This is a genomic window from Vibrio alginolyticus NBRC 15630 = ATCC 17749 (genome assembly GCF_000354175.2).
Taxonomy (GTDB): Bacteria; Pseudomonadota; Gammaproteobacteria; order Enterobacterales; family Vibrionaceae; genus Vibrio; species Vibrio alginolyticus.
In genome coordinates this window covers 982,035-1,006,186 of record NC_022359.1, presented here as the reverse complement: position 1 = coordinate 1,006,186, position 24,152 = coordinate 982,035, and the positions used below count along the sequence as shown (strand labels likewise).

The following is a 24,152-nucleotide window of genomic DNA, read 5'->3' as shown; positions in this document are numbered from 1 at the left end:
TTCCGTCACAATATTTTCAGCTAAAGATTGGTTCGGGGTGTAAGAGTCTTGAGTTTCGCTGAGCACTAACCTGCATTCTTTTAGAGCGAGACCATTAACAGATGCTTTTCCGCTAGAGTCCAGCACTCCACTCCCAATGACAGCACCTGAAGGTTCGACTAAAGAAAATTTTGCATTAGAGTAAGGGAGCCCATTTGGATATTTGCATTCTATATCCAGCGTATACGTCCCTTCCTGCTCTTCAGTCACAGAAACCGATGGGTTTTGTGCGCCACCCAAACACATAGTGTTGGCTTTGTTCATGGTCATTTGATCGGACAGGCGACATACGCCCTTGCCTTCAAACTTGACTGTTGGTGAGGCTGAAATGAATTTTGCTTCGGCTTCTATCGTGCCTGAGGAAACGCCTTTTCTGTCACCGCCCGCATCGCCGGTACTTTTTGAGAACGTACTGCCCTTGATAGCGACACTGTTACCGCCATCCATAGAGACTGTCGTAGTCCCACCAGCAAGGTCTGCTGATTTAGCATTGTTGCCATAAGGGATAGGGACGACTGGCTTGCCGACCTTAGTTAAACAAACATCTGGGAGCGTTGCATTCGCTTCACCACCTGAGCCTTTATGAACTATCGAAAGTCCATTCGCACCAACTGTTACGCCCATAACCAATCCATTTGAATTTTATTGATTGAATGATAAAAGAGATCGCAAACTGCAATCTCTCTAAATAACTAGTGAATTTCACTAAAAGACCAGTGATATTCACAATAAACCCTAAAACTGGCAGAAGATCTCATTTTAGATCTCTGGTTATCTATACATTTCAAGCAGTTGCTGAAATTTTAAGTCTATGACGATGTAGGTTGCCGCATACATAAGCGCAAACGTCATCGCACTAAGACTTAAGATCAGCTTGGGTGAAATTACCCTTTTTAACGGCTTCTTTAGATATTTAGCTTTAAGGTTGATTAAAGAAACTTTTTCTTGTTCTGCTAGGCGGTCATCTCGCACTAATCGATAAATGGTGCTGCCAATTTCCGCTAGCTTTTCGTTGCCACGCTCTTCACGGCCGTACTTGCCTTGGAAACCAAGTTGAAGCAATAAATAGAGAAACTCTATAACGTGACGGTATTTGCGAGGGTCGGCTTTTAAGCGGTCGAGAATAACGAAAAACTTGTCACCACCAGATGTCTCGTTGTGGAATTCAGACAGTAAGCTGTTCTGGCTCCAGTGACTATTTGCCCCCCACTCTTGTCGACAAACAGATTCATCAATCGCCGCACACAAGCAGTAACGAATAACAAGAACCGAAGCACGATCGAGCTCCATTTCATTAAGTTTTCGTTCACCTTTTCGAATCTCACGTGCCACTTGTTCACGAAATGGCATCGGGTCATCAAGCCAAGGGATCGAAGACATACAAGACAGACTGGCGATCAACCATGAGAACTGGTCCACTAGCGGGTTAATACCCATGTTGTCGATAGATAGATCTTGTACTGCGATGTTTCTCGACAAGTCAGGCGCTGGCATTACCTCCATTGGTTTGCCAGGCTCTGGTTGGAATAAGACTACGGTGACGTCGGTTTCTGCGTAACTCATAGACGAACGGCCCAAAGTTGCAATGATAAGTTAGCGAAATCGCCCGCAACGTGAATCGCAATCGCAGCAGTGTTCTTCAACGCCATCCACTCTTCGCCCGTTTTATCGAGCTCGAAATAGGTGTAGCCAGCATGATACGGCAGCGCGCGTGGCACAACTGGCATTGGTTTGATCTCAATCCCAGGCAGTTGAAGGTTAATCAAGTCACGTATGTTATCGATAGAACCGATCTTCGTTTGGCTGACAAACTGGGTATGCAGAACATCCAAGGTCACGTCGGCTTTAACTGCGAGGATAAAGGTTGTCGTATCAATGATCTTATTGTCAGGGATTGCTGCCGTTCTGATGCCATAGTTCTGATCTTTTAAGGTCAGTGGAATTGCTCTTTGCTCAGACATCACGCTCAATGTCATTTTCGCACTGTCTAGGACGCGAGAAAGACAGCTAGTAAGATCACCATGATTGTACTTCGTAAACTCAATAGGTCGGCGTGTCGTTGAGCACAGCGTCGAAAGCTCACCCTCTGCCTGAAGAAGAATTCGATACAAAGACTCAGGATGCACAGCTTCTGTGCTTGCGAAATGCCAAAACAAGGGTTCGTATCGGTTGAGCGCTTGCAATAGCATAAAGTCAGAAACCGATGATACGCCTTGTTGATCCACCACCCCTAATCGCTGAACTATCGATTCCGCGCGATGCTTCAACATAGAAGCAAACTCGGTCGCAAATTTACTCAGTACTGTCGACGCATGAATATCGATGCAGGTAGGAATGAAACTATCATCTAAGATCACGCTGCCATCAGGCTTCACTTCTGAGATCTTTAAGATCGGAATAGACGTGTAAGCACTCTTATCTTCATGATCGTACATTAAGCAAAAGTTAAGCTTACCGACGACGATATTTGCCATGTCTTCCGAATCATAACAAGCGTCAACCGCTTCTTGAGATTCCATCGTATAGCGCGCACCGTCTTTTTTGGTACCAAATAACTCAGAGCGTTCCGATGGTAACGGACAGCACAAATAAACGACTTTATCGGCAATCGAAGGATCTACATCTTTCACTTCAGGCAACTCGGCAAGCAACGGAAGCTCAAATGGTGTCCGGTCTTGTAAAATACCTTCAGCACGAGTAATACCGATTTTACCCAGTGCTAGTAACTGAGAGTTGATTTCTAAACGTTTAATTCCCCAATGCAAAGGCGATGCATTGGCACTCAGTAGGCTCGATAGTTTACTTTGCGAACGATCGAGTTGTTGAAAATGCTGCGGCTTCATGAACATTCCATCTTGCCAAACAACTGGATTGTATAAAGACATGTTTCTATCCCTTAAAAGTAAACCTGTTCAATGCCGCGAGTGTTATCAGAAATTAACTCACTGCCCTCTAACTTGAGCTTGATGTAGTACTCGCTCTTCTCTTCAATAACTTCCACTTTTCGCCAAGACGAACCATCAATATCACGAAAAGCCACTGAAAAACCGACGGCACGAGTGTCAGGGTCTAGAGTTAGCATTTCATGAACTTTTCCACCTGGCTGTATTTGATATTCGTAACGTTTGATGTACTCATCACCCAACGACGCTTTATCGCTCTCAAACAAGGCAAAGAAATCTAAGCTTCGGAACAATACTGGCGAACTTAATTCGTGAAGACGGAGAATAACTGGAGATGACTGGCCCCCATTTCTCACATTGAGTACAGGTGATGCCTCAATAACCAATTCAATCGACGAAGTTTCTGGTGTGATACCAGTGGACTCTTTAAATTGATCCCACATGGAACAACCGGACAACATGGCAAATCCGAGTAATACGGCGATACTACGCATGGTTTCCCTTAATCACTTTGTTATAGTTTTTCTTAATCAGCCCTTTTAAGGATGTTTCATTAAGCAGGCGACGATTATTAGTGTAGAAATCTAGGTATTCGGCCCACAGCTTTGACTTAGTTGAGAACAAAGACTGGCTAGCGACCCTGTTAGCAAATGCTACGGGATCGTTCGTTTCTGACTGTTCTAAAATGAGCTCATTCAGTGCTTTGTTAAACATAACTTGGTGGTCGTTCAGCTCATCGAGCATTTGTTCAACCAGTTCATTTGGAGCCAGTAATTGCTGACTATTCAAAGTAAGCATTAGCTCTGCAATGTTCGAGTTAGCCTCACTCGCACTCTGCTCATCTTTTAACGATTCCACTTCGTGCAACTCTTTCTGTAGGTTATCAATACATAAACGCAAGCAAGTGCCCATTTGCTTGAATAACTGCGCCTCGTTTGTCATCAACTCTGGGTTTCGAATACCCAAGCCATCAAAAAACGCTTGCGCTATATCTTGAGAGCAAACGGCCGCATCAGTATCGACTTGTGCTTTCGTCGTACTGTTTATCGCGTGCTCTGCCGTAGGTATTTGAAGTTGCTGATTAGTGTTAGGAGAAGGCGTAAAAGATTGGGTCATCTCTTCCCATTTTGACCCTGTGTTAGCCTGTTCTACGACCATCTCAGTAACATTATGCGTACGATGTTGTCTTTGAATCGTGCTATCTGGGGCTACCGTGCCAGGTTGCATCACCTCAGCTGAGGCAATATCGGCTCTATGTGCCTTACCGCTTTCTGGCGCTAATGCATCATTGACTGATGCGTTACTCTTGGTTTCCGCAGCCATCCAGTCTTCAGGGATTAGGCTTGGCTGATCGAATTCGGAATATATGCTGAAACTGTCATCGACCACCTGACGCGTGCTTTCCACGGTTCTAGGTTGTTCAGAATCTGTACGCTCATTATCACGAATTAAGTAATCGTCATCTCGCTGCATCGAAAAGTTAAGGTGAGCAACAGGATCATGACAATCAATGTCATCCTGTTTAGTCTCCATAAACAAATCTTCTAAGGCACCGACTTTTTCTTCCTCTTCGACAACCGCATCTCCTAGACTAACCAGAGGATCGCTAGATACTCGCTCAGGAGCAATATCAGCGGCGATGTCTAGTGTTGAGGTAACGTGCTCAAGAGAAACACCAATCTCATATTGCCCTAAAGAAATGATGTCGCCATCAACTATCGCAACGGGTTGATTTTTTAGTATTTTATTCCCATTTACCATTGTGCCGTTAGTTGATACGTCACTTATATAGTAGGTATCTCCATACACGCTGAGCAAACAATGAGTGCCCGATATAAAGCGGTTGTGATCGGCTAAAGACACGCTACAGCTTGGGGAACGACCTATCGAACCACCACTTTCAGGCATTTCAATATGCTTTGCACCGGTGTATTCCTCTGGACACTTTGAGATAAATAAAACTAGCTGATTTGAGTACATTTACGAACCTCAAAAGAGCAAAGAAACTGATAGTTCAAGCCCACCAATTCCATCATTTACAACCGGAAGGATATAAGAGGCCTGCGGGATAATTTGTATATGGGCGTCAGGATTACTGCCTAACTTTATAGCACTACCAAGGGTCACAACCGCACCTAACTCAAACTGGTCGATATCTTCAACACTCTCATAACGATAGCCCTCTTGGTCTACTTGCCAACGATTAGAATATTGCGAGTAACCGACAGACAAGCCCGCACCAACATATGGCGTGAAAACACTCCAAGAAGTCAACGCATATTGAGGAACAACACGAAGTTCATAGTTCGTCGCTTCTTGATATAAGCCGTTTGCTGGCGCTTCAATATCTTCTGCTAGATAGTTTAGCCCTAACCACCAACGCCAACGGTTATTGTTTTCATCAATAGGACGAGTATGAACCAAGCCGAACCTAAGCGTATCCTGCTCACCACTTTTACCTTCATCGTATTTAATGCTATCGATAGTCAACATACTGGTAGAGAGTCCATATCGCTCCCCTTTTGCCATTGCAACAGAAGAAAATAGACACATGGCTGAAATCAGCCCAATTTGACTTGGTTTTAGCATTTCGTCCCTCTAGGAAAACCGATATTCTACTTAGAGGCGAAAGATATCAATTATATTCTCTTTTTCAATAAGCCTAAAAAAACACCTATAATTTAATACATTTCAACTATCAGGTTGGTTGTTTTACCTACAAACAAAAACTAAAGAACCGACTACAGATTAAGTGACGAGACAGTAAATCTTTCTATTTAAATAGAAGTAACAGAATTTGATTGCTAATTGAACAAAACGTAATCTCCGATAACAATTTAGTTACTTTTTAATCAACGTTCTCATCTTCATATATAAGTTTCTTCTTATAAATAGACTTAACTATTGATATTAATATTATGAACAAAGATCACACTAAAAGTAATTTAATTTCTTTTAATGAATTTTTATTATCTAATCCGCTTATTTTGTCTATAGAATTGCGGCAGATGTGCACTGCTTATAATTTAATATAACAGTAGTGAAATCCTATATAACTTAATACTTCTATATGATCAGTTGGAACTTTCCTTATGTTTTTTACCGACTTCGCTCGAAGACCAATCGATGAAAATAACCCAAGCGGCTCTAATCCTAATGGTTCTGAGGATTTTGACGAAATTAAACGTCAAATAAACAACCTGAATAAAGTCACAGGGAGAGTCTCGTGGAAAACGGTTCAAACACTCTCAAAAAAGATCTTGAGTACCCAAGCGAAAGACCTACGTTGTTGCTGTTACTTTACCGTTGCATCAACCTATAACGACGGCTTAAGAGGCCTTGTTGAAGGGTTAAACTCAATACTTGATGTGTGTGTCGTATATTGGTTCAACGCGTATCCAGAGCATTCAAAGTCAAAGGCACGAATGAGCGCTATTGAATGGATGGTAGAGCATACTGAAAAACGAATTAATAAGCATCGGGCGTTACCAGAAGAGCTTCCATTGATAGAGGCAGCACATCAATTATGCTTGAGGATTGAGGAAGAGCTTCGTCTTCATTACGGTATTGAAGCGCCGTCATTAGGTCGCATTCGCCGTATTTTGAATCAATGGATTGAGCAGATAAAAGAACAACAGATTGCGGCTGAGTTACGCGAGAAAAAACAAGCCAACACTAGCGCTCCTGCAGCAACGCAGAAGGCACCTGAAATTAAAGTGAATGTGTCTCCCTCTCCAGCACCGGTGTCATCACCCAACCTAAATAGCCAAGAGAAAGCATCACCGGCAAAGTCTGGTCGATTTATGATCTACTTCGTTATTGGTTTGATTGTTACTGCGATATGTTCACATTTCATGTACGAGCAACAACGTTATCGAACATTGGAACAAAAAATTAATCAAGCTTCACTTAATGAACTTGTAAATTTGGTCGCCTCGTTAGATTACGAAAATAAAAAATATGCTCAGTCATTGAAAACGCAGGCCATTAATCGTGTCGATATTATGATGAATAACTGGTTTTTAGACTCGGCAAAAGTAAGTAACGTCAGCGAGCTCGATAGCTTGACCAATGAATTAATCGCGATCTATCCGGATTCGTCTTCTGCACAGCAACTACGTCAAAACTTTTTGACACAGAGCGCCCATTTAGAAGACCAGTTTATGGATGTTTATAAGCGATTCTCAGACGCAAGAACGGTGTTTGCCAACGTAGCTAGACAGAATGTAGATAAGAACTCTGAAAAGGCGTACGAATACAGTAACTCGTTATTCCCGCTTTTAGGTCGTATTGAATACGCTGAAAAGTATTCACAGCAAAAGGAAATTGACCGCGCAACCCTTTTACTGAACATCTACCTATATAAATTGAGTCAGCTACAAGCTGAAAAAACTGACAATAAATAACAATACAATTAAAGAAGTTTTAGGCTTATGTTCAAACAAAAACTGTTTAGAAATCCAGTGGTGATTTCTACTATATTGATGTTTTTAGTGGCTGTAATTATCACCACTATTTATCTGCTTTTTCTTGACGAAATCGATCAACTTTATCTTTGGCTGACCCTTGGTGCTATCGCCATTGTTTACGTCACTTTTCAATTCACATTATGGTTGAAGAAAAAGAACAACGCTAAAGCTCAACATTTGGAAACCGAGGAAGAAGCACTTTCTATGGTTATCCAGCCTCTTCTTGCTAACTCAGGCAAGAAACCAATTTACCTGATGCTTGGTAATAAAGGGTCAGGGCGACGTCAATTTTTATTTAATTCTAGTGCAATCAAACCGATGGATCGCACTAGAACCGCTAAGAATGACTTTTTTGAATGGTACGAATCTGACAGCGCTGTATACATCAAACCAGACCAACGCTTAGTGTTCCAGGAAGTATCAAGCAGTGATGCTTCTTTATGGAATACGTTCATTGAAGAAGTTATTCATCATCGACCTCGAAAGCCATTTTCTGGGTGTCTATTCTTCACCGATTTCGAGTTCATGATCGTCTCTGAGCCAGAGCAAAAAGAGTACACCATTTCGTCGTTATTGGCGCGCTTGAGTACCATCAACTCTAAAACGTCTTCAGCATTGCCAATCTATTTGATTATGTCAAAGCTAGACAAGTTAGATGGCTTTAAAGAATACATGCACTTTAGCTCTCTCAAGACACGTGTTGAGTTCCTCTCTATCCCACTAAAAGAAGCCAAAGGTGTATTTGCAGAGTACTACCGCGATAGCTATCGAAATCTAGTGAGAGTGCTTGAAAGTAATGCGCTAGATGCATCCGCTAATTCAACGGACATTGATGAGAAACAAGCAATACTCGCTTTCCCTAAGCAGTTTGAGCTATGTCAGTCTGAAGTCTGCTATGTGCTTGAGCGTCTATGTGATGTTAACAACGGTGTCTATTCACTAGACATCCGTGAGATTTTCTTTAGTTCGAGTCTGCAAGGCGGTCGCAAGTACAATTTACTTGCAAAAAGTTGTAGTAATTACTTCAACTTACCTATTATCGCGTCAGAGCATACTCAGTTAACAGAAACGCCTTATTTCTCTCGTTTTCTGATTGATTCACAAATATTGCCGGAAAGCGACTTTGCGGGCGAAAACAAGACGTATCTTCGTCTAATTCAGAGGCAAAGCCGTTTGGCAATACTCGGCTCTATTATCCTGCTTACTGGGGGCAGTTACTTCTTTTTCACGACATTAGACAGTAACTTACATGTGATGAATCAACTCTTGAGTATCGATGACAAATCACAAGTAGAGCAAGATGCAAAATTCAATGAGCTTTTAGCGAAGGCGACGAAAGCAATAGAGCCTTCTTATGGGGCGTGGCTTAAAGGTTCTAAGGCTTTGGATGAAGAGATATTACCACTCAACATTAGCCGTTTGGGTCAAAGCACTCGCATCGCTTACGAAGCATTACTTAAGGACGTTGCTCAACAGTTGATACCTCTCATTGAGAAAGGTTACCGTCTACAACTGACACAAAATCAAAACACTTTTACACGCGCTTTACCTCTATTGAAGGGGTATCTAATGCTAAACGATCCAACAAAGCGTGATATCCGTTTTTTGCGTCATCAAACTCTCCAAATGATGAACGATTTGAGCAACCAAAGTGACGTCGTCAATCAGGCGATGCGCTATTTGGACGCTTACTTTCGCACGCAGTTTGATCCAATTGATATCAATATGGATCTTGTTCGCGCAACACGTCGCTCATTGCTAGCAAATTCGAATGTTGATCTCGTTTATGCAGGCATTTTAAACGAAGCAAATTCGATTGATTTAGGAACCCTAGATCTGCAACGAGCTGTGGGTTTTGAGTTTAGCAATGTATTCAACACACCAATCGATAGTGAACGCTTGATCGTAGATAAGATCTATACCTCCACTGGCTTTAGCACTTTTTATCGACCACGCGTGGACCTAATGTCACAACAAGTCATCAGTGACAACTGGGTTTTAGGTCTGTCACAACACGTTATTCCTACTAGTGAAGAACAAGAAGCCTTCAAAGAGGAAGTACGTAAAAAATATACTGACGACTACATCAGTAATTGGCGCAATGCGCTGAGTGAACTAAAAGTCCAGAACTATGACAATGTCGGCGATCTAACGAACGCGATAGACTTAATCTCGGGCCCTTCTTCACCAATGACAACCGTACTGAAGCAGGTCTATGCCAACACACAATTTTCACCCGTTGGTGAAAAAAATGCTCTGATTTCAAAGCTAGACCCGAAACTCGTGGCAGCGGCAGACTCCGCATCAGACGCAGTAGAGGAAGTAGTTAAGCCTGATTACTTGTTGATGAAACGTGTTGAACAAGCTTTTCACTTATTAAACCAACTTCAGGTCAGTGAAACACCAAACTCCCCTACTCCTTGGGATGAGACCGTAGCTGCGTTAAGCCGTGTTCGCACATATATGAAAGACATAGCTGATGCACCTGACCCGCAAATGGCGGCGCTAGCGGCAGCTCAGCATCGAATGAACAGCAGTGAAGCTGACCCATTAATAAAACTTAAACAGATTGCCCAAAAATCACCGGAACCCGTTCGTAGCTGGTTGTTAGATGTGGTTCAACAAAGCTGGTCAGTCATGATTAAAGAGTCCGCTAAAGGCATTCAAACCCAATGGTACAGCGAGATTTACACCAAGTTTAAAGAGATAGGGCTGGGACGATACCCATTTGATCTAACAGCGACCGAGGAAATCTCAATTGAAGATTTTGAATTACTGTTTGCTTCAGGTGGCTTGTTAGACACATTTATTCAGAAAAATTTTGCACCGTTCTACGATACCAATTTGTGGACGCCAAAACAGGTGGATGGCGAGACGATGCCAATCTCTCCGGCTCTGTTAGTGCAACTGCGTAACTATAACGTTATTCGAGACACATTAATTAATAAAAGCACTAACCGCGTTCATATTCCGTTTAGTGCAAGAGTACTCGATCTTGATTCTAGTGCGATTAGAGCGAGCTTAAAAATTGCAGATACCAATATAAGTTACTACCACGGTCCAAGCCGCATTCGTGAAATGGCATGGCCACCGCAAAATGGTGACTTCAATATTAGTATCACACTCCAGGATGTAACCGATGAAGGCAGACAGCACGTTTTAAATAAGAGTGGTCAATGGGCGATATACAGATTGCTAGGTGACTCGACCTTGACAAACACTCATAACGGCAGCTTTGTCAGTGACATAAAAGTGTCAGGGAGGGACTTGAGCTTACGCATCACTCCGTTGACACAGAAAAACCCATTCACTCTTGCTGAGCTGTATAACTTTACGCTCCCTGAGTCGATTTAATAACAATATAAAAACAAAATAGGCAGAACACATGATTTCAAACATGACTTTACAAGGTTTAGATAAATTAGATCGAAAAATACTTTCAAGTCTATTGTCGAATGGGCGAGAGTCGATTGCGAATCTATCCCGAAACATTGGTTTGTCTCGAACAGCAGTAGCAGAAAGAATTAATCGTTTAGAAAAGACCGGTATTATCAAAGGCTATACCGCACAGATTCGTGTAGAAAATGAAGGGCGAAAAGCCGCTAGTTATCTACTGATTTCTTGTGAAAAGGGTAAGAAGAATGATGTAACGAATGCACTTAAAGAAATTCCTGAGGTTCGCTTAACGAGCGTTGTTGGTGGCAACTTTGATATTATTGCCCTAATTGAAGCGCCCGACCTGCAGTCTATTCATCATCTTTGTAATGAAATTGAATCATTTAACGGCATTCAAAGGCTTGATACTACCGTTGTACTGCATCAGCCGATCAGTCGTTAAGCTTTTCTGACCTCTTTGAGGAAAACATAAAGGGCCGCTCGTTGAGCGGCTTTCTTATATGCTTCCGATAAGTCGAATTTTGGCGTCTTTATCACCTGGGTTGCCAAGCCAGAACGTTTGACCTAGTTGGTTCCCTTCTCCATTACCCAGTTTGTTTTCTGGAATACTGTCTAGGTTAACTGTCAACTTTAGGTCCCACGACATTGGGTCACGCAGAATAAAGCGCATCAAGCCCACCAGCGTCTTATGTAACTCACCATCGTAGGAAAACTGCTTAAACGTTTCAAAATCAATGTTGTCGATACACAAGTTAAACTTGCCGTTCAAATCCGCAATGCTTTGTCCCAAGTGTAAGCTTTGCCCCAATATACAATTGGAGCGGTTGAGTTTGTTACGTTGGCTTTCTGCAATCTCGACCCGCCGATAAACCCATTCTTCGATTCGCACATTCGGCAGTGAAAAGTAGTGCGAAACAATACCGGAAATAAGCTTGGGTGAGCGTGTACGCGTAGATAACTGGTTCACGTAAGACAGAACTTTCGCTCGATCTAACTCCGCTACTTCACAATCTTGCATAACGCTAGACAGACCAGCCAAATGCAGTATGCGCCCAGAAAACGCATCGCTCGCCCCGCTTTTGTACTGCACGTGATATCGGTATTTCTTCCAAACACGATACAGTAAGCTTGTATAGCGGTTGTGGAAAAAGTCGAAGAAGTCCTTCACTGGGTTATCATCGGGATCACGACCGACGAGTTTCTCAGTGTAAGACGCAGGTAGGGGCGAGCTTGAACCATGCAAGCCAAGAAAGTTCGTCTCAATACGTGAATATTGCTGTCCGTTTCTTTCCATATGAGTAATAAAATCCATATCACTCTTTGGAAAGCACAAGTTTGGCGACACGCTGAACTCAATTCGTTCTTGGTGGAAGTATTTGTTCTCGCCCACGGCAACAAAGTTTGAGTTTGGCTCCAGCTGGTAGTGTTTCTCTAACAGCAACACCGCTTGGTAGAAACTAAACTCATTCGACTTATCAGAAAGTGTGTTAATCATAGTATCGTCTGCTGCCCGATTAGGCTTGCCCAGTTGTAAACCTCGCCCGTCGCTTCATCGAACACCTCTAGTTCGGTAAAGGAGTTCACACTCGAATACAAACGGATAAATTCATTCAATACCGTGGCCATAAGGAACATATCGCCTTCATTTACGAAGAACTTAGAGTCCGTCACGAGCTTGAATTGGTTACCACGCACAGATACACCACGAAATACGCGATCGATTGGTTTCATCTCTGACGAAATAATGCCATCAAGTCGATGAATCGACGCGCGGTGGGCTTGTCTATCGACTCGAGAGTGGAAGTCGTAAGTCGAGAGCAACACTTTCAACACATCGATATTGGCCAAAGACAAGTAGTTGAGCGACATGTTGGCAATCAACTGCCATTGAAGTTCACCATTAACCTGAGGACTTACTGACTGTGTTGGCTTAGTAATGTTTTTAAACGTCGCATACGTTGGCGATTTGTGCGTCGCGTACGTGATATCTCCTACTGACAGGCGCTCCGCTAAGTCTGCGTTACTGCATTGCAGTTTCATCAATACTGTTTCAGTCCCTAAATCCGCAATGTCGCCATTGTGAGTATGGAATGAGATATAGCGCTCTAACCCTCTTCCGCTTACTCGCTCACCCACTTTGGATTTGTAGAACTCTCGCTTATCACGCTGGTTGATTTGGTGCTCAAACGATTCAAATTCAATCAGTGGTTTTCGGCGACGCTCGTCTTTACTCCAGCTCTCCACTTGCTCAATGGAATAAACCTCGTAATGCTCCTGAGTGTTACTTTGTGGACGCACCTTGTACTCGTTTCGTCGATGCTCTAAACGGATTGGATCGCCGTCTTTTTCAAACAAGTTGACGGCAGGTGTGCAGTGCAACCTTAAGTGTTTATCTTTAAGCACCACCTCTGAAGGCAAAGCACGCTTAAAGTGGAATTTGATTTTGACCGTACTGCGCTGTGGAATGCCTTTTAGCCACTCTAAGCCTTTAATGTCGAAGAACATGAACTTATCTGGCAAAGAGAAGAATTCTTGCAGCAAACGGTAGCCTGCAAAGGAATTTTTGCTGTAAGGCAACAGCGCCTCGTCCTCTTCATGCCCGACTGGCTTAACGTATTCTGGCCCTAAACGATGTTTGTAGCCGCCACCAACATCCAACTCGACGTGATCTAGATAACGGAACAGCCATAAGAAGACAGTGCGAGTAATATGAATCTCACCATGCAGGTGCAATCGCAGCGTGTCTAAACCTATCCGAGACAGCTCAAGGCCATGCTCCGTCGATAACGTCACATCAATCATCGAGCTGGTGCGGCTGTTAGTTTGTTCGATGTTAGTAATCGTAATTGGGTATAGATTGACGTCATAACAAGTACGGAACAAACACTGCGTGCCTTCTACCTGCTCGCTGGCCATTTCCGCACCACGTTTCACCACGGTTTTCTCAGTAACACTTCCGGTATGCGGTTTTAGTTCGCTAATACACAAAGACGGAATCGAACGCATGTAATGTGGCCACAGCAAAGTCATCAGAGATTGCGTTAGCTCAGGAAGTTCATCGTCAATCTTTTCGCGGATGCGTCCGGTCAAAAAAGCAAAACCCTCCAGCAATCGTTCGACATCTGGATCAAAAGTTCCTTCAGAGAGAAAGTGAGTTAACTTCGGATGATATTTGGCAAACTCACTACCCGACTCGCGTAAATACGTGAGTTCATCTTGAAAGTATTTACTGTTACTCAAGTGGCACCTACTAAACGTTAAATTGGCCGTCGGTTCCCATGTAGACATCGATCGACATTGGGACTTTACCGCCGTTATGGGAAACTTCGCCGCGAATACCAAAGCCGAGTTGTAATGGATTATGGTGATCTTCACGGTAATGAACCTCGACATTAAGCAGTCGGGGCTCAAAGCGTTCTATGGTTGACGTAATGTTTTTTTGAATATGGCGAACGAGGTTTGTGTTGTTAGAAAGTACGTCGTTAAAATCTGGCAGACCATACTCATTGTCGATCATTGCGTTGCCGGAATGCGTATTCAACAAGTCAGCGAGATGCGAGTGAATGGATTCAATCAAATGCTTATGAGACACCACTTTCTCGTAGCAGTTTTTTGGTTCTCCTAGCTCGATCCGCTCTAAAAGACGGTAACCTTTTTCCATATGCGGTCCTACGAAAAAAGCAGCCAGTCTTCACTGGCTGCTTGATGGTTTCAGTAATGGGTTATTGGTCTAGCTTACCAACTAGAGACAAGTCGAAGCTTGCGCCCATGTACTTGAAGTGAGGACGTACAGACATCGATACTTTGTACCAACCTGGATCGCCTTCTACGTCTGATACCTCTACCTTCGCAGCGCGAAGTGGACGACGACCACGGACTTCCGCTGGCGGGTTCTCCTGGTCAGAAACGTATTGACGGATCCACTTGTTCAATTCGATTTCTAGGTCAGAACGCTCTTTCCAAGAACCAATTTGCTCACGCTGTAGCACTTTTATGTAGTGCGCTAAACGGTTGATAATGAACATGTAAGGAAGCTGCGTACCTAGCTTGTAGTTCATCTCGGCTTGTTTGCCTTCAGGCGTGTTCGCAAACACTTTTGGTTTTTGAACAGAGTTTGCAGAGAAGAACGCCGCATTGTCAGAACCTTTACGCATGGTTAGCGCAATGAAGCCTTCTTCCGCTAGCTCGTACTCACGACGGTCAGAAACCAGGATCTCGGTTGGGATCTTAGTCTCGATTTGACCCATAGCTTCAAAGTTGTAAACCGGTAGATCTTGTACAGTACCACCGCTTTGAGGACCAATAATGTTCGGACACCAACGGTACTTAGCAAATGATTCACTGATCTTAGACGCCATCGCGTACGCTGAGTTGCCCCATAGGTAGTTATCATGGCTGTCTGTGACTTGCTCATCGTAGTCAAACGCCTTGATTGGGTTATCTTCAACAGAGTAAGGCGTACGTAGCATAAAGCGAGACGTACATAGACCTAGGTAGCGCGCATCTTCGTGCTCACGCAGACCACGCCATTTCGCGTACTGTGGACCTTCGAATACAGACTTCAGATCTTTTAGGTTTGGCAGCTCTTCGTAGCTGTCTAGACCAAAGAATTTAGCCGATGCCGACGTGATGAATGGTGCGTGAGACATTGCACCTACGTTAGCCATGTATTCCATCAATTTGATGTCAGGCGACGAAGCTGACATAGCGTAATCACAAATGACGGCGCCAACAGGTTTACCACCGAACTGGCCGTATTCACGTGTGTAGATCTGCTTGTACAGGCCAGACTTCACCACCTCTGGCGCGTCTTCGAAGTCATCAAGAACTTCGTCTTTCTTCGCAGAGATCAGTTCGATTTGAATGTTCTCGCGGAAGTCAGTGTGATCAACCAGGTACTTAAGGCCACGCCACGTTGATTCAATCGCTTGAACTTCTTCGTTGTGAAGAATTGCATCAACTTGCTTAGACAATTTTTGGTCGATTTCAGAGATCATCAGATCAACCAGAGATTGGTCGACTTTCTCTGTGTTCGAACTGCTTAGTAGCTCACTGATGAATGCTTCTACGCCGCGCTTTGCAACGTCAAAACCTTCATCACTTGGCTTTAAACGTGTTTCGTTAAGAATGCTATCCAGAAGTGAACCTGATTCAACTAAGGCTGCTTCTTGTTCTGGCGCTTGTGCTTCTGCAGACATGATATCCCTTACTCTTCTTTCGCGTCTTGGTCGTTGCCAATGCTTAGTTCATCCAACAGTTTCTTTCTCGCTTCTTCATCTTGAAGAACCGATGCGATCTTCTTACGGAACGCAGGAACGTTTCCTAGAGGACCTTTCAGTGCAACCAAGGCTTCGCGAAGCTCAAGTAGGCTGTTTAGTTCAGGTACACTTTTCGCGATCGCTTCAGGAGAGAAGTCCTTCATGTTTTGGAAGGTCAGATCAACACCTATCTGGCCGCCTTCTTCATCAGAAAGACGGTTTTCAACGTTGACTTTAACGTTTGGAGACATGCCCTCTAGCACTTCGTTAAAGTTGTCTTTGTCGATGTTAATTGGAGTACGTTCTTCAATTGGTGTCTCATCTGCACGCGCAGTAAAGTCGCCAACTACCATCATGCTTAGCGGCAGCTCTACGTCTTCTTGCGTATCGCCAGTTGCTGGAACATAACGGATATTAATTCGCTCTTTAGGAGCCACCGAGCCGTCACGTGACATAATTCGTTCCTTATCTAACTCTTTAATTAGTCGTAAATTGCTTTCCACTCTTCATACTTCTCAGGTAGAAGATCCTTGCTTCCAAATAACCGATGGAGTGTTTTTCGAATTAGGTCTTCTAACTGTGACGATAAGTGGGGTTCCCAGTTCGCGAGATTAAACGCTTTTTGTACTTCCCACCCCTTCTCAAGATACGGCAAACACAACGGGTATAATCCAACAGACTGGTAAGCTGCTATCAATTGTAAATACAGCATGAACTGCCCACGTCCCGAGCTATCCAGCTCAAGTTTGTGGGCAAGCTCTGCGGCACATTCCCCTAGATTTTCTAGAGTGATATCCTCCATTGGCAGCGAGTCTTCCTGCGAAATCACAACCGTTTGAACAACGGGTTGAGAAGTCGAAGAAGTAGTATCTTGAGTCGATAACCAGCTCAAGGTCGCTTCATCTGCAAATGGTATAGAATTCTTAAATGAGAGGTGCTCGATGCCCTCTAGCGATTCAACAAAACGCGTCACTTCTTGTTTCACAGCAAGCGCTGCATCATCAAAGCCCAAGTTATTAAGCATCGAATACACGAAGTAATGGCCCGTCAGCCAAAACGGCGCATCCGTTAATGTGCGCTCCAAACGCTTAATCGTGTCGATGTCGCTTTCTTGGTCAGCTTTATCTCGGTATTCCGCTTGTTGATCGGACGACACTGCCAAGCTCAAAGGCGTTTGATTGTTTTGGTGGTCGGGTAGACCATCAATGTCATCCCAAGTCAGATGACGATAAATCCGGTAAGCCAGCGGATCACTTGGGTTCGCATGAAGCATGACTTCCGCCACCTTCTTCAAGGTGCGCTTAGAAGCCGTAGGCGAAGAGAAGTCCGTATCGACATCGACTTCTTTTGCTACCGCTTTCTTAACTGGCGCAGGTTTAGGGGCCGGCGGAACCGCCTTCACCGGTGCGGTTTGCACTTCACTCTGCGCTGGCGTTTCTGCGGCAGCAGGCTGCGTAGCTGGTGCAGGCGCCGCTTGTTCGACGTTAACGACTGCATCATAGCTCTGCTCATCAGCCACCGCTTGTTGAGATAAGACATTGAGTTGAGTGCGAATCTCAAAGAAATCCGCTTCTGAGTCTTGGTAAACCTCGTCGTACTGGCGCTGCACTTCTTCAATAGTCGAAATGCAGTTTGATACCAAATCCCATGACTGAGCGCTTTCCGCTAACTTGCTACTGACCAGTTTAAACTGATGGTTCAACCATTCAACCGCGCCATCTCGACCCCGCTTTCGCGAAGGATACAATTCAACGCCAAAGCGACTTAACGCCTCACTAAGCAGCTTTAGACCTTGTTCAAAGCCTTGCAGACCAAACTCTTCTGTTAGCGCGCGAACGAGGTAACAAATGGCTTTTAAGTCTTTACTGTGGTGCTCTAGAACTTCAGTCGCGTGCGTTTTTACCACGCTCCAATCTACTGTTTCGCCAAACAAGGAACCGAATTTCTTTACTTCAGATTCCATCATCTCGTAGCAAAACTCGTAACGGGCATCGTTTCCCACTGGAGATTCATCAGAAATAGGATTAAGCAGACGATCGATATCAATGTTGGACAAAATTCACGTCTCCTTCAGTCAAGTAATCTCTCAACGCACGCGCTACCGCAATTGCGCCATTTGCTGGCTTAGATAACCGATGGCTCTGCTCTATCGCATCCGACGCCATGCTATCTAGAATTTTCGTGATTTCTGTAAATTTGCTTGGTGCATTCCGTTCTAAATCGGCAAGGGATTCATGTAGCTTTTGTTTGTCGTAAACGGATTGCTCCATCACGGTGCTAAACAAAATAAATTCGCTTCTTGCGACGATTAAATCCTTTATTTTTTTGTCTAGTTCTGGCGTATTACCGAAGTAGGCTTTGGCTAATTCAGCTTCTTCAATTGCTTTGGTGTAAAAGTGCGCCTCTGCATGTTTATCGATGGAGTCATTAATATTTTCCATCACAGCCTTTGGTAAGATTTGGTTGTAGAAATAGGCTTGTGACTGGTTTAATAACCATGCCTCTTTCATTTCATTTTCTGCGAGCTTAGCTTCACCATCTAAAATTAAACGAGCAATCTGCTTATCTCGACTGCCAGCTATGGCAGATACTTTCATGGAATCGATAGACGCGACATTTAACCCAGACATCACTTTAGTCAACGCCTCATCCGCATATGGAAACAGAGCACCGTCACGAACAAGGGTTTCTCGCAAGGTGACAAGCTCCTTACGTAATTCGACTAATGCCATTGGTAAGCCATCCGCTAACGATTGATACGACGTTAACTGAGCCTGTTTTTCTTCATATAAATTCGAGAGGCTTAACTGCTGAGCTTGATATGCTGTTCGATAAGCTTCTGTCATATCAATACTCTGAGTAGCTTGAGACAATTCTTCTTTGATTTTCCATGGAGGCTGAGCCAAAAAAGAAGCCGTTTCAGAGGGCGTAATAACGTGAGTTATAGTAGTGACACCTTGGGAAAAAATAGCATCCAATTGATCTTTATTCTGTTGATATAAATAACTTCCTGCTGTTGCCAGCACACTCAACACTAAGCTCGCCTCTAATATTTTAAAGCGACCATACGCCGTTTTATCATTTGGCTTACAGTGTGTAAGCAGCAAGTCCGCGTTACGCAAGCTACTGAAAATTGGTGCGTTAGAATTTGAGCTAATTGATTGCGTATCGATTCGCGCTAACTGTTGAGCAAAAGAAATAGCGGTATAGCCATGCCCTCTTGGTTTGTTGATGACTTCTTTCAGCAATTTCCAAATATGAACCGGGATCAAAGCCGGACGCTTTCGGTCTTCTAACTGCTTATTCCAAGCATCACCAAATATTGATCCTAAAAATAGATGTCCAGCGAGCAAAGCGAGAGAGTAAACATCATCTTGCGGTTCCGCGATGCCAGTTTCTATATAAAGAGGGGAAGCGTAGCTCAAGCTTGCTTCTGCGTAAGGTTCTGTCTCTCCAATGTAACGAGCAGCGCCGAAATCAATGAGCTTAACGTAATCGCCTTCGCTAACCAAAACATTTGATGGTTTGATATCAAGATGGCAGATACCTCTTGTATGCATAAACTCTAGAGCGCCAGCGAGTTGATACACCAACCAAGCGATGTGGTCGTGGCGGAAGCCTTTAGAAGAATGACGCTCCATTTTTTCTGCCAGTGATTCACCTTGGATCCACTCGTACATCAAATATGGGCGTTCGAATTCGTTGCCGATTTTTACAAAGTTAGCCACGCTAGGGTGTTGAGAAAGCTCCAGCCTGCTCGCTTCGTTAATCAACATTTTGCTCGCAAATTCTGGCGAGTCATCATTGATAACTTTGCAACAGATTTGCTTCTCTGGCTGCCCTTTTTTTGCAAGATGGTAAACCGTTGTCTTACCATTTTTAGAAGGAAGCTTGTCTAATACATCAAACTGTGAAAAAAGCACGTACTCAAGCTTCGGCTTATTTTTTTCTGCTAGCCTTTGCTCATTCAGTTTCTTTTTCTCAATAGCTTTAACAACCAACTGATCGATATATCCTTTGGCTGTACTCTGATTATTAGACACTTAGTACTCTTTCATAGAATAAATATTATTAGAGTTGAATAATATTTTCTTGAACGTACTTGTATCAAGGTTGGTATTTAAAACAAACAGTAAGCCTATTATTTTAGTTATTATTACTAACTTATTAGACCTTTTTACTTACGCTTTCACTGCATGAGTTATACGCTTTTTCGTGTTACAAACTTCAACCTAATAATATGAGTATATTTTCATTGCCATTTGATCGATGAGCGCCCACTAACATTGCAGTAATTGGAGAACTCCTTTGTCACCATGAAAGTCGAACATTAACAACGTAGTTGGTTGCTTAAAGTGGTGCTCTCTGACCGCAAAGGCAATTAAAGCGAGAGAAGAACAACTGCCCATTGTGCCCCACAACTCATTGATAAGCTGCGGTTGTTCTGGGTTCGTGAATCGTTCTGCTTTCGCCCCCAGAGCAAAGCCGTAATCTTCCGAATGCATGCGCAGGTTCGTCATATCGGAATACACTTCACCAAATGAATCGAGCTTTTTACTCGCACGTTGAACAAGTCGAAACATGCCTCTTCGGTCTGAAGTGTTTAATTCCGTATCAATGTAGCCAAGCTGCGCTTGAGGCTTAAGTTTCAATGTTTCTACGGTATTTCTTCGACAAAGAATTAAACCCGCCCCACCCTCACTCGGAATAACGCCCCATGGATTATTGGTACTCATTACCATCGCATCGTCGATGAGTGTTTGCATCGAACTCACCAAGGAATCGACACTGATACACATCATAGCATCATATTTATCCAATGATTTCATGGCCTGGAGAACGAAACTGGGCCCACTGGCATGAACAGCATTCACCACAGAGAGAAATTCAGCATAGTTACTTTCACCAAGCCATTCTTGCACCTTTACTAGTGAAACAGACGCAGGCACCGCTATAAGCAAAGGTATTGGTCTCAATGAACGTGGTAACTGTGCTAACAATGAATCAAGCAAGTGGGTGATTAACTCACACGTTTTCTCAAACTGCTCACTTTCTTTGGTGTATTCGATTTTGGCGTAAGTAAAACGCTCGATACCATCATCCCCTACACATTGGTCGAATCTTCCTAAGTCAGCATACGAAACTGCACTAGCAATATCTAAATTCATACCGGTTGGCGTCATCACTTCCATCCCTAGCACGTAACGGCCTGTTGAATTATGCATGCTCGCTTACCTCTTCCAACTTAGTGATGGATGTCGACACCAACAAATGCTCCTTGCCCTGACAAGGAAACGCAGCGGTGTAACTGATTGATATAGTTTTCTTTTCCGCATCAACGAATAAGGTGTACATCGCCATATCAGCTTGATAACTTTGATCTTTGAACGTCGCGATCGCACGGTATTTTTCTTTAGGAATTCGAAATGAAAGCGTGTCATCATGACAAAAGCCACTCATCATCAAACGCTCCCCTCCATGAAGGAAGCCTTTGCACTGTTGATCAATAGGCGCGCTTTGGAAGAACCGCTTATCAAAATCGAGTGGCAACATTGGCTTGCGATTCTCAATCCAATCGTCATCGAACGTGCCGGCCAGCTTCTGGCGCGACTCAAAGAACGGAGGCACTGGCCCGAACCCCGCAACGCGTAGTTTTTTCGCGGCGGCACTCCAGTCCTCTCGGGGATAAAAAATCGAGGGTACTTTCTGTTCAAGCAATTCTTTGTTGGAGTAGGCAACCCCACCACCTATTCGGTTACGTAAATCACCGCCTACCGCGCAAGTGTAATCAATGTCTTTTTCAATAAATGGGACTGGATTGCTCAGCGTGATACTGCCAGCATGCTCAACCCATACGCGCTCCCCGTGAATAGCGAGAGTCTTATCGATATGACCATCAATCAACACACGACATTCTTGGTATGTCACTGGCTTTTTCGCGTAGCTGCGCGCTTTGCCGTAAACAAGTACATCTGTGTTGTCTTTGGTATACGCGAATTCGTGGTCAACTTTCATCGCAGAGAAGCCTTCTTCGCCCAAATATTGGGGATCATCGAAGATTTCACTTTCACCTAATTCGTGCCAAACCACACCATCGAATTGCCATGTGCGTTTGGCGACAACAACCCACACTTCATCGCCGTTTTCGTCACGTTGAAAACGACCTTTAAGTGATAGCTCAGGGTGCGCTTCAATATCCCATAACTGCATTGCTATTCCTTAAGTTGAATCGTTCGCTCGCAGAAGGTGCGGCCTTTAAATTGTTGAAGTTCCAGTCTTGTTGATGAATCGGCATCGCCATATCCCAAGGCACGTAGGCTCTGGATTGAATGCAGATTTGGCGCCATAGCCAGTCGCGGAACAGCACATCAACGTTAGAATCTTGCATCGCAGCTAACGTAGACTCGAAGCTCAATGCGTAACCCAAGCGGCTTGGTAGATTTTGCATATATTTTTCATCTTCCACCCACTCATTGAGCAGATCGACGATCTCTTCCCATTCATACTCGACACCAACATCTTGCGGATTCAGAGGAAGAAGCTTTCCGTAGACGACATACAAGGCTTGAAGCCAAACTTCACCTTCAGCTTCCTCCAGACTTTCCAAGTGCTCGATGATTTGGGGCACCAGTTTCCAATCGCCACTCAGCGCAAAATCAACAGGTGCTAATGAAGAAGAGATATCAAACGCCTCAAACTCTTTTAACTCAAGCAACTTGGCATAAGTAAGCACTTGCGCTGATGGTAATCTATTTGGTTCGATGCCAAAGCTCTGACGGAACCAAGTGCCTCTGTCACGTTTGGTAATCAAACGTTCAAATAGGTATTGTTCGCTGCCTGCATTGTCATTAAGCCAATCAATCCCCTCTTTTACGTCTTGTAAAGCGAGCAGTGGCAAAGCAACTTGAGAGCTGATGATGCTGACATTGTGCCAGCGCTTGATGAGAGAAACACTTAATGTTTGACGTACACGTAAGCATTCAAAGTAAAACGCACTGGATGTCGCATTACCCTCAATAAGCTCCGAAAGCGTGCTATCCATAGATTCAACCGAAGATTGCACGGCAACGACCATTGCAGTTTTAGTGTCAATATCTTCGAGTAAACTCAATCCGCACAAAAGGTTATCCAACTCTGAGCCCAACTCGCCCTGTAGCATCAGCCAGCTGTAGATTTCTGGCTCCTGGTCTCTTAATTGATGAATCAACCCCGGTGCTAAGCGATAAAACGACAAGTACACCTGCTTCAGTTCTTCAATTTGGCGTTCAATCAGCTTGAGATACGCCAACTCACGACTTGGATAACCCCTTTTGTGAATTTGAACTCGCTGCCTGATTAAAAAACCGATACTTTCAGAAGCAATGGACAGCTTTTCATTACAGAAATCCAGCCATGTTACTGGCAATTGGGAAAGGTCGTTCACAGCGCGCTCAGCTTTTGCTAACGCGCCTTCGACTTCTTGATTGGTTATGGGTGCCTTTAGGTGCTCGACACCGATTCTTTGTCGCATCTAGTTATCCGTTATTAGCGTGCCATAACGCGATTGCAATTAGTTAATACAAAGTAATTAGCTAACTCGACGTAAATTAGCTAATGCTAGGTAATTAGTTAATTGCGATCGTTCCGCCTTGAATTTTTTGTGCTTTTTCTGCTTGAGAGGTGACGTACTTCGCTTTAGTGGTAATTCGTCCATCGCGCCCGCTATAGCGAGTTTCTGTCTCACCACTTTTGACTACCAACTCTTGTTCTGTCTCGATAACCATCTTCTTCGCTCGCAATACAAACTCGTCAGAGTCATCCAGAATGGAGAAGAAAATGTCCGTCACAAGAGGCAAGCTTAAGTCGTCGTTCAAAAATTCAACTCGACAACTTAATCGATTATCGATAGCCATTTGCAGCTCAGAACGACGAAAGCCACGTCCTAGTCTCGCAGTGAGTGGCTGATTAAATGGGTTACCATCAAAATCAACTCGCACACTGCCCGTAGACTCATTGATAGCCACTATTCTTCCAAAACGCGAAAAGCAAGCCGTTGATTCGGCTTGCTGCTCTGATATTACTTCTGTTGTAAGAGGTTGTTTTTCCAT

Annotated in this window: 19 protein-coding genes and 1 pseudogene; 3 read left to right on the top strand and 17 right to left on the bottom strand. The window is 43.8% G+C overall.

Annotation, left to right across the window (positions count from 1 at the left end; translation table 11 throughout):
* Positions 1-215: 215 nt before the first annotated feature.
* From N646_RS25165 to N646_RS19740, 6 genes and pseudogenes are all read right to left on the bottom strand, one after another.
* A pseudogene (locus tag N646_RS25165) lies at positions 216-663 on the bottom strand (DUF4150 domain-containing protein); the annotation flags it as partial.
* 147 nt (positions 664-810) lie between these two features.
* Positions 811-1,602: a type IVB secretion system protein IcmH/DotU gene (gene icmH, locus N646_RS19760; protein WP_005373354.1), complete on the bottom strand. Its 792-nt coding sequence runs from the start codon at positions 1,600-1,602 to the stop codon at positions 811-813.
* Positions 1,599-2,924 carry a type VI secretion system baseplate subunit TssK gene (gene tssK, locus N646_RS19755; RefSeq protein ID WP_005373357.1) on the bottom strand — a complete coding sequence of 442 codons (1,326 nt, stop codon included), beginning with the start codon at positions 2,922-2,924 and terminating at the stop codon, positions 1,599-1,601. The genes icmH and tssK overlap by 4 nt, the downstream gene beginning before the upstream one ends.
* 11 nt (positions 2,925-2,935) lie before the next feature.
* Positions 2,936-3,436: a type VI secretion system lipoprotein TssJ gene (tssJ, locus tag N646_RS19750; RefSeq protein ID WP_005386118.1), complete on the bottom strand. Its 501-nt coding sequence runs from the start codon at positions 3,434-3,436 to the stop codon at positions 2,936-2,938.
* On the bottom strand, positions 3,429-4,922 hold the full coding sequence (locus tag N646_RS19745) for a type VI secretion system-associated FHA domain protein (RefSeq protein WP_017820369.1): 1,494 nt from the start codon (positions 4,920-4,922) through the stop codon (positions 3,429-3,431). Before N646_RS19745 ends, tssJ begins: the two co-directional genes overlap by 8 nt.
* A gap of 9 nt (positions 4,923-4,931) precedes the next feature.
* On the bottom strand, positions 4,932-5,531 hold the full coding sequence (locus tag N646_RS19740; RefSeq protein ID WP_017820370.1) for a hypothetical protein: 600 nt from the start codon (positions 5,529-5,531) through the stop codon (positions 4,932-4,934).
* Between the two features lie 503 nt (positions 5,532-6,034).
* Between N646_RS19740 and N646_RS19735 the strand changes: the two genes are divergently transcribed.
* From N646_RS19735 to N646_RS19725, 3 genes are read left to right on the top strand one after another with little or no spacing between them, the layout of a single operon-like run.
* Positions 6,035-7,348: a type VI secretion system ImpA family N-terminal domain-containing protein gene (locus N646_RS19735; RefSeq protein WP_005386112.1), complete on the top strand. Its 1,314-nt coding sequence runs from the start codon at positions 6,035-6,037 to the stop codon at positions 7,346-7,348.
* 27 nt (positions 7,349-7,375) lie between these two features.
* Positions 7,376-10,765, top strand: a complete 3,390-nt coding sequence (gene tssM, locus N646_RS19730; RefSeq protein ID WP_017820371.1) for a type VI secretion system membrane subunit TssM — start codon at positions 7,376-7,378, stop codon at positions 10,763-10,765.
* 31 nt (positions 10,766-10,796) lie between these two features.
* On the top strand, positions 10,797-11,249 hold the full coding sequence (locus tag N646_RS19725) for an Lrp/AsnC family transcriptional regulator (RefSeq protein WP_005373369.1): 453 nt from the start codon (positions 10,797-10,799) through the stop codon (positions 11,247-11,249).
* A 54-nt stretch (positions 11,250-11,303) separates the two neighbouring features.
* On the opposite strand, the gene tssG is transcribed toward N646_RS19725, so the two are convergent.
* The 11 genes from tssG to N646_RS19670 all read right to left on the bottom strand — a co-directional run bounded on the left by tssG (position 11,304) and on the right by N646_RS19670 (position 24,152).
* Entirely contained in the window at positions 11,304-12,302 is a 999-nt protein-coding gene (tssG, locus tag N646_RS19720; protein ID WP_017820372.1) for a type VI secretion system baseplate subunit TssG, read from the bottom strand.
* Complete coding sequence (tssF, locus tag N646_RS19715) at positions 12,299-14,047, bottom strand: type VI secretion system baseplate subunit TssF (protein WP_017820373.1); 1,749 nt, start codon at positions 14,045-14,047, stop codon at positions 12,299-12,301. Before tssF ends, tssG begins: the two co-directional genes overlap by 4 nt.
* Positions 14,048-14,057: 10 nt before the next feature.
* Entirely contained in the window at positions 14,058-14,468 is a 411-nt protein-coding gene (tssE, locus tag N646_RS19710; protein ID WP_005373376.1) for a type VI secretion system baseplate subunit TssE, read from the bottom strand.
* Positions 14,469-14,529: 61 nt separating this feature from the next.
* Entirely contained in the window at positions 14,530-16,005 is a 1,476-nt protein-coding gene (gene tssC, locus N646_RS19705; RefSeq protein WP_005373378.1) for a type VI secretion system contractile sheath large subunit, read from the bottom strand.
* Positions 16,006-16,013: 8 nt separating this feature from the next.
* Positions 16,014-16,520, bottom strand: coding sequence for a type VI secretion system contractile sheath small subunit (gene tssB / locus N646_RS19700; protein ID WP_005373381.1), 507 nt, complete (start codon positions 16,518-16,520; stop codon positions 16,014-16,016).
* A 26-nt stretch (positions 16,521-16,546) separates the two neighbouring features.
* Positions 16,547-18,121: a type VI secretion system protein TssA gene (tssA, locus tag N646_RS19695; RefSeq protein ID WP_017820374.1), complete on the bottom strand. Its 1,575-nt coding sequence runs from the start codon at positions 18,119-18,121 to the stop codon at positions 16,547-16,549.
* Complete coding sequence (locus tag N646_RS19690; protein WP_017820375.1) at positions 18,108-20,108, bottom strand: serine/threonine protein kinase; 2,001 nt, start codon at positions 20,106-20,108, stop codon at positions 18,108-18,110. The genes tssA and N646_RS19690 overlap by 14 nt, the downstream gene beginning before the upstream one ends.
* A gap of 237 nt (positions 20,109-20,345) precedes the next feature.
* A complete protein-coding gene (locus N646_RS19685) occupies positions 20,346-21,290 on the bottom strand; it encodes a hypothetical protein (RefSeq protein ID WP_017820376.1) in 945 nt (314 codons plus the stop codon).
* Positions 21,283-22,275 (bottom strand): DUF2169 family type VI secretion system accessory protein, encoded by a 993-nt coding sequence (locus N646_RS19680; protein ID WP_017820377.1) that lies wholly within the window; start codon positions 22,273-22,275, stop codon positions 21,283-21,285. The genes N646_RS19685 and N646_RS19680 overlap by 8 nt, the downstream gene beginning before the upstream one ends.
* Positions 22,256-23,575 carry a hypothetical protein gene (locus N646_RS19675; RefSeq protein WP_017820378.1) on the bottom strand — a complete coding sequence of 440 codons (1,320 nt, stop codon included), beginning with the start codon at positions 23,573-23,575 and terminating at the stop codon, positions 22,256-22,258. The genes N646_RS19680 and N646_RS19675 overlap by 20 nt, the downstream gene beginning before the upstream one ends.
* 94 nt (positions 23,576-23,669) lie before the next feature.
* Positions 23,670-24,152: a hypothetical protein gene (locus tag N646_RS19670; RefSeq protein ID WP_017820379.1), complete on the bottom strand. Its 483-nt coding sequence runs from the start codon at positions 24,150-24,152 to the stop codon at positions 23,670-23,672.

Coding starts and splice junctions, on each gene's coding strand:
- icmH (WP_005373354.1), bottom strand. CDS start 1,602: ATGAGTTACGCAGAAACCGACGTCACCGTAGTCTTATTCCAACCAGAG.
- tssK (WP_005373357.1), bottom strand. CDS start 2,924: ATGTCTTTATACAATCCAGTTGTTTGGCAAGATGGAATGTTCATGAAG.
- tssJ (WP_005386118.1), bottom strand. CDS start 3,436: ATGCGTAGTATCGCCGTATTACTCGGATTTGCCATGTTGTCCGGTTGT.
- N646_RS19745 (WP_017820369.1), bottom strand. CDS start 4,922: ATGTACTCAAATCAGCTAGTTTTATTTATCTCAAAGTGTCCAGAGGAA.
- N646_RS19740 (WP_017820370.1), bottom strand. CDS start 5,531: ATGCTAAAACCAAGTCAAATTGGGCTGATTTCAGCCATGTGTCTATTT.
- N646_RS19735 (WP_005386112.1), top strand. CDS start 6,035: ATGTTTTTTACCGACTTCGCTCGAAGACCAATCGATGAAAATAACCCA.
- tssM (WP_017820371.1), top strand. CDS start 7,376: ATGTTCAAACAAAAACTGTTTAGAAATCCAGTGGTGATTTCTACTATA.
- N646_RS19725 (WP_005373369.1), top strand. CDS start 10,797: ATGATTTCAAACATGACTTTACAAGGTTTAGATAAATTAGATCGAAAA.
- tssG (WP_017820372.1), bottom strand. CDS start 12,302: ATGATTAACACACTTTCTGATAAGTCGAATGAGTTTAGTTTCTACCAA.
- tssE (WP_005373376.1), bottom strand. CDS start 14,468: ATGGAAAAAGGTTACCGTCTTTTAGAGCGGATCGAGCTAGGAGAACCA.
- tssC (WP_005373378.1), bottom strand. CDS start 16,005: ATGTCTGCAGAAGCACAAGCGCCAGAACAAGAAGCAGCCTTAGTTGAA.
- tssB (WP_005373381.1), bottom strand. CDS start 16,520: ATGTCACGTGACGGCTCGGTGGCTCCTAAAGAGCGAATTAATATCCGT.
- N646_RS19685 (WP_017820376.1), bottom strand. CDS start 21,290: ATGCATAATTCAACAGGCCGTTACGTGCTAGGGATGGAAGTGATGACG.
- N646_RS19680 (WP_017820377.1), bottom strand. CDS start 22,275: ATGCAGTTATGGGATATTGAAGCGCACCCTGAGCTATCACTTAAAGGT.
- N646_RS19675 (WP_017820378.1), bottom strand. CDS start 23,575: ATGCGACAAAGAATCGGTGTCGAGCACCTAAAGGCACCCATAACCAAT.
- N646_RS19670 (WP_017820379.1), bottom strand. CDS start 24,152: ATGGAAAAACAACCTCTTACAACAGAAGTAATATCAGAGCAGCAAGCC.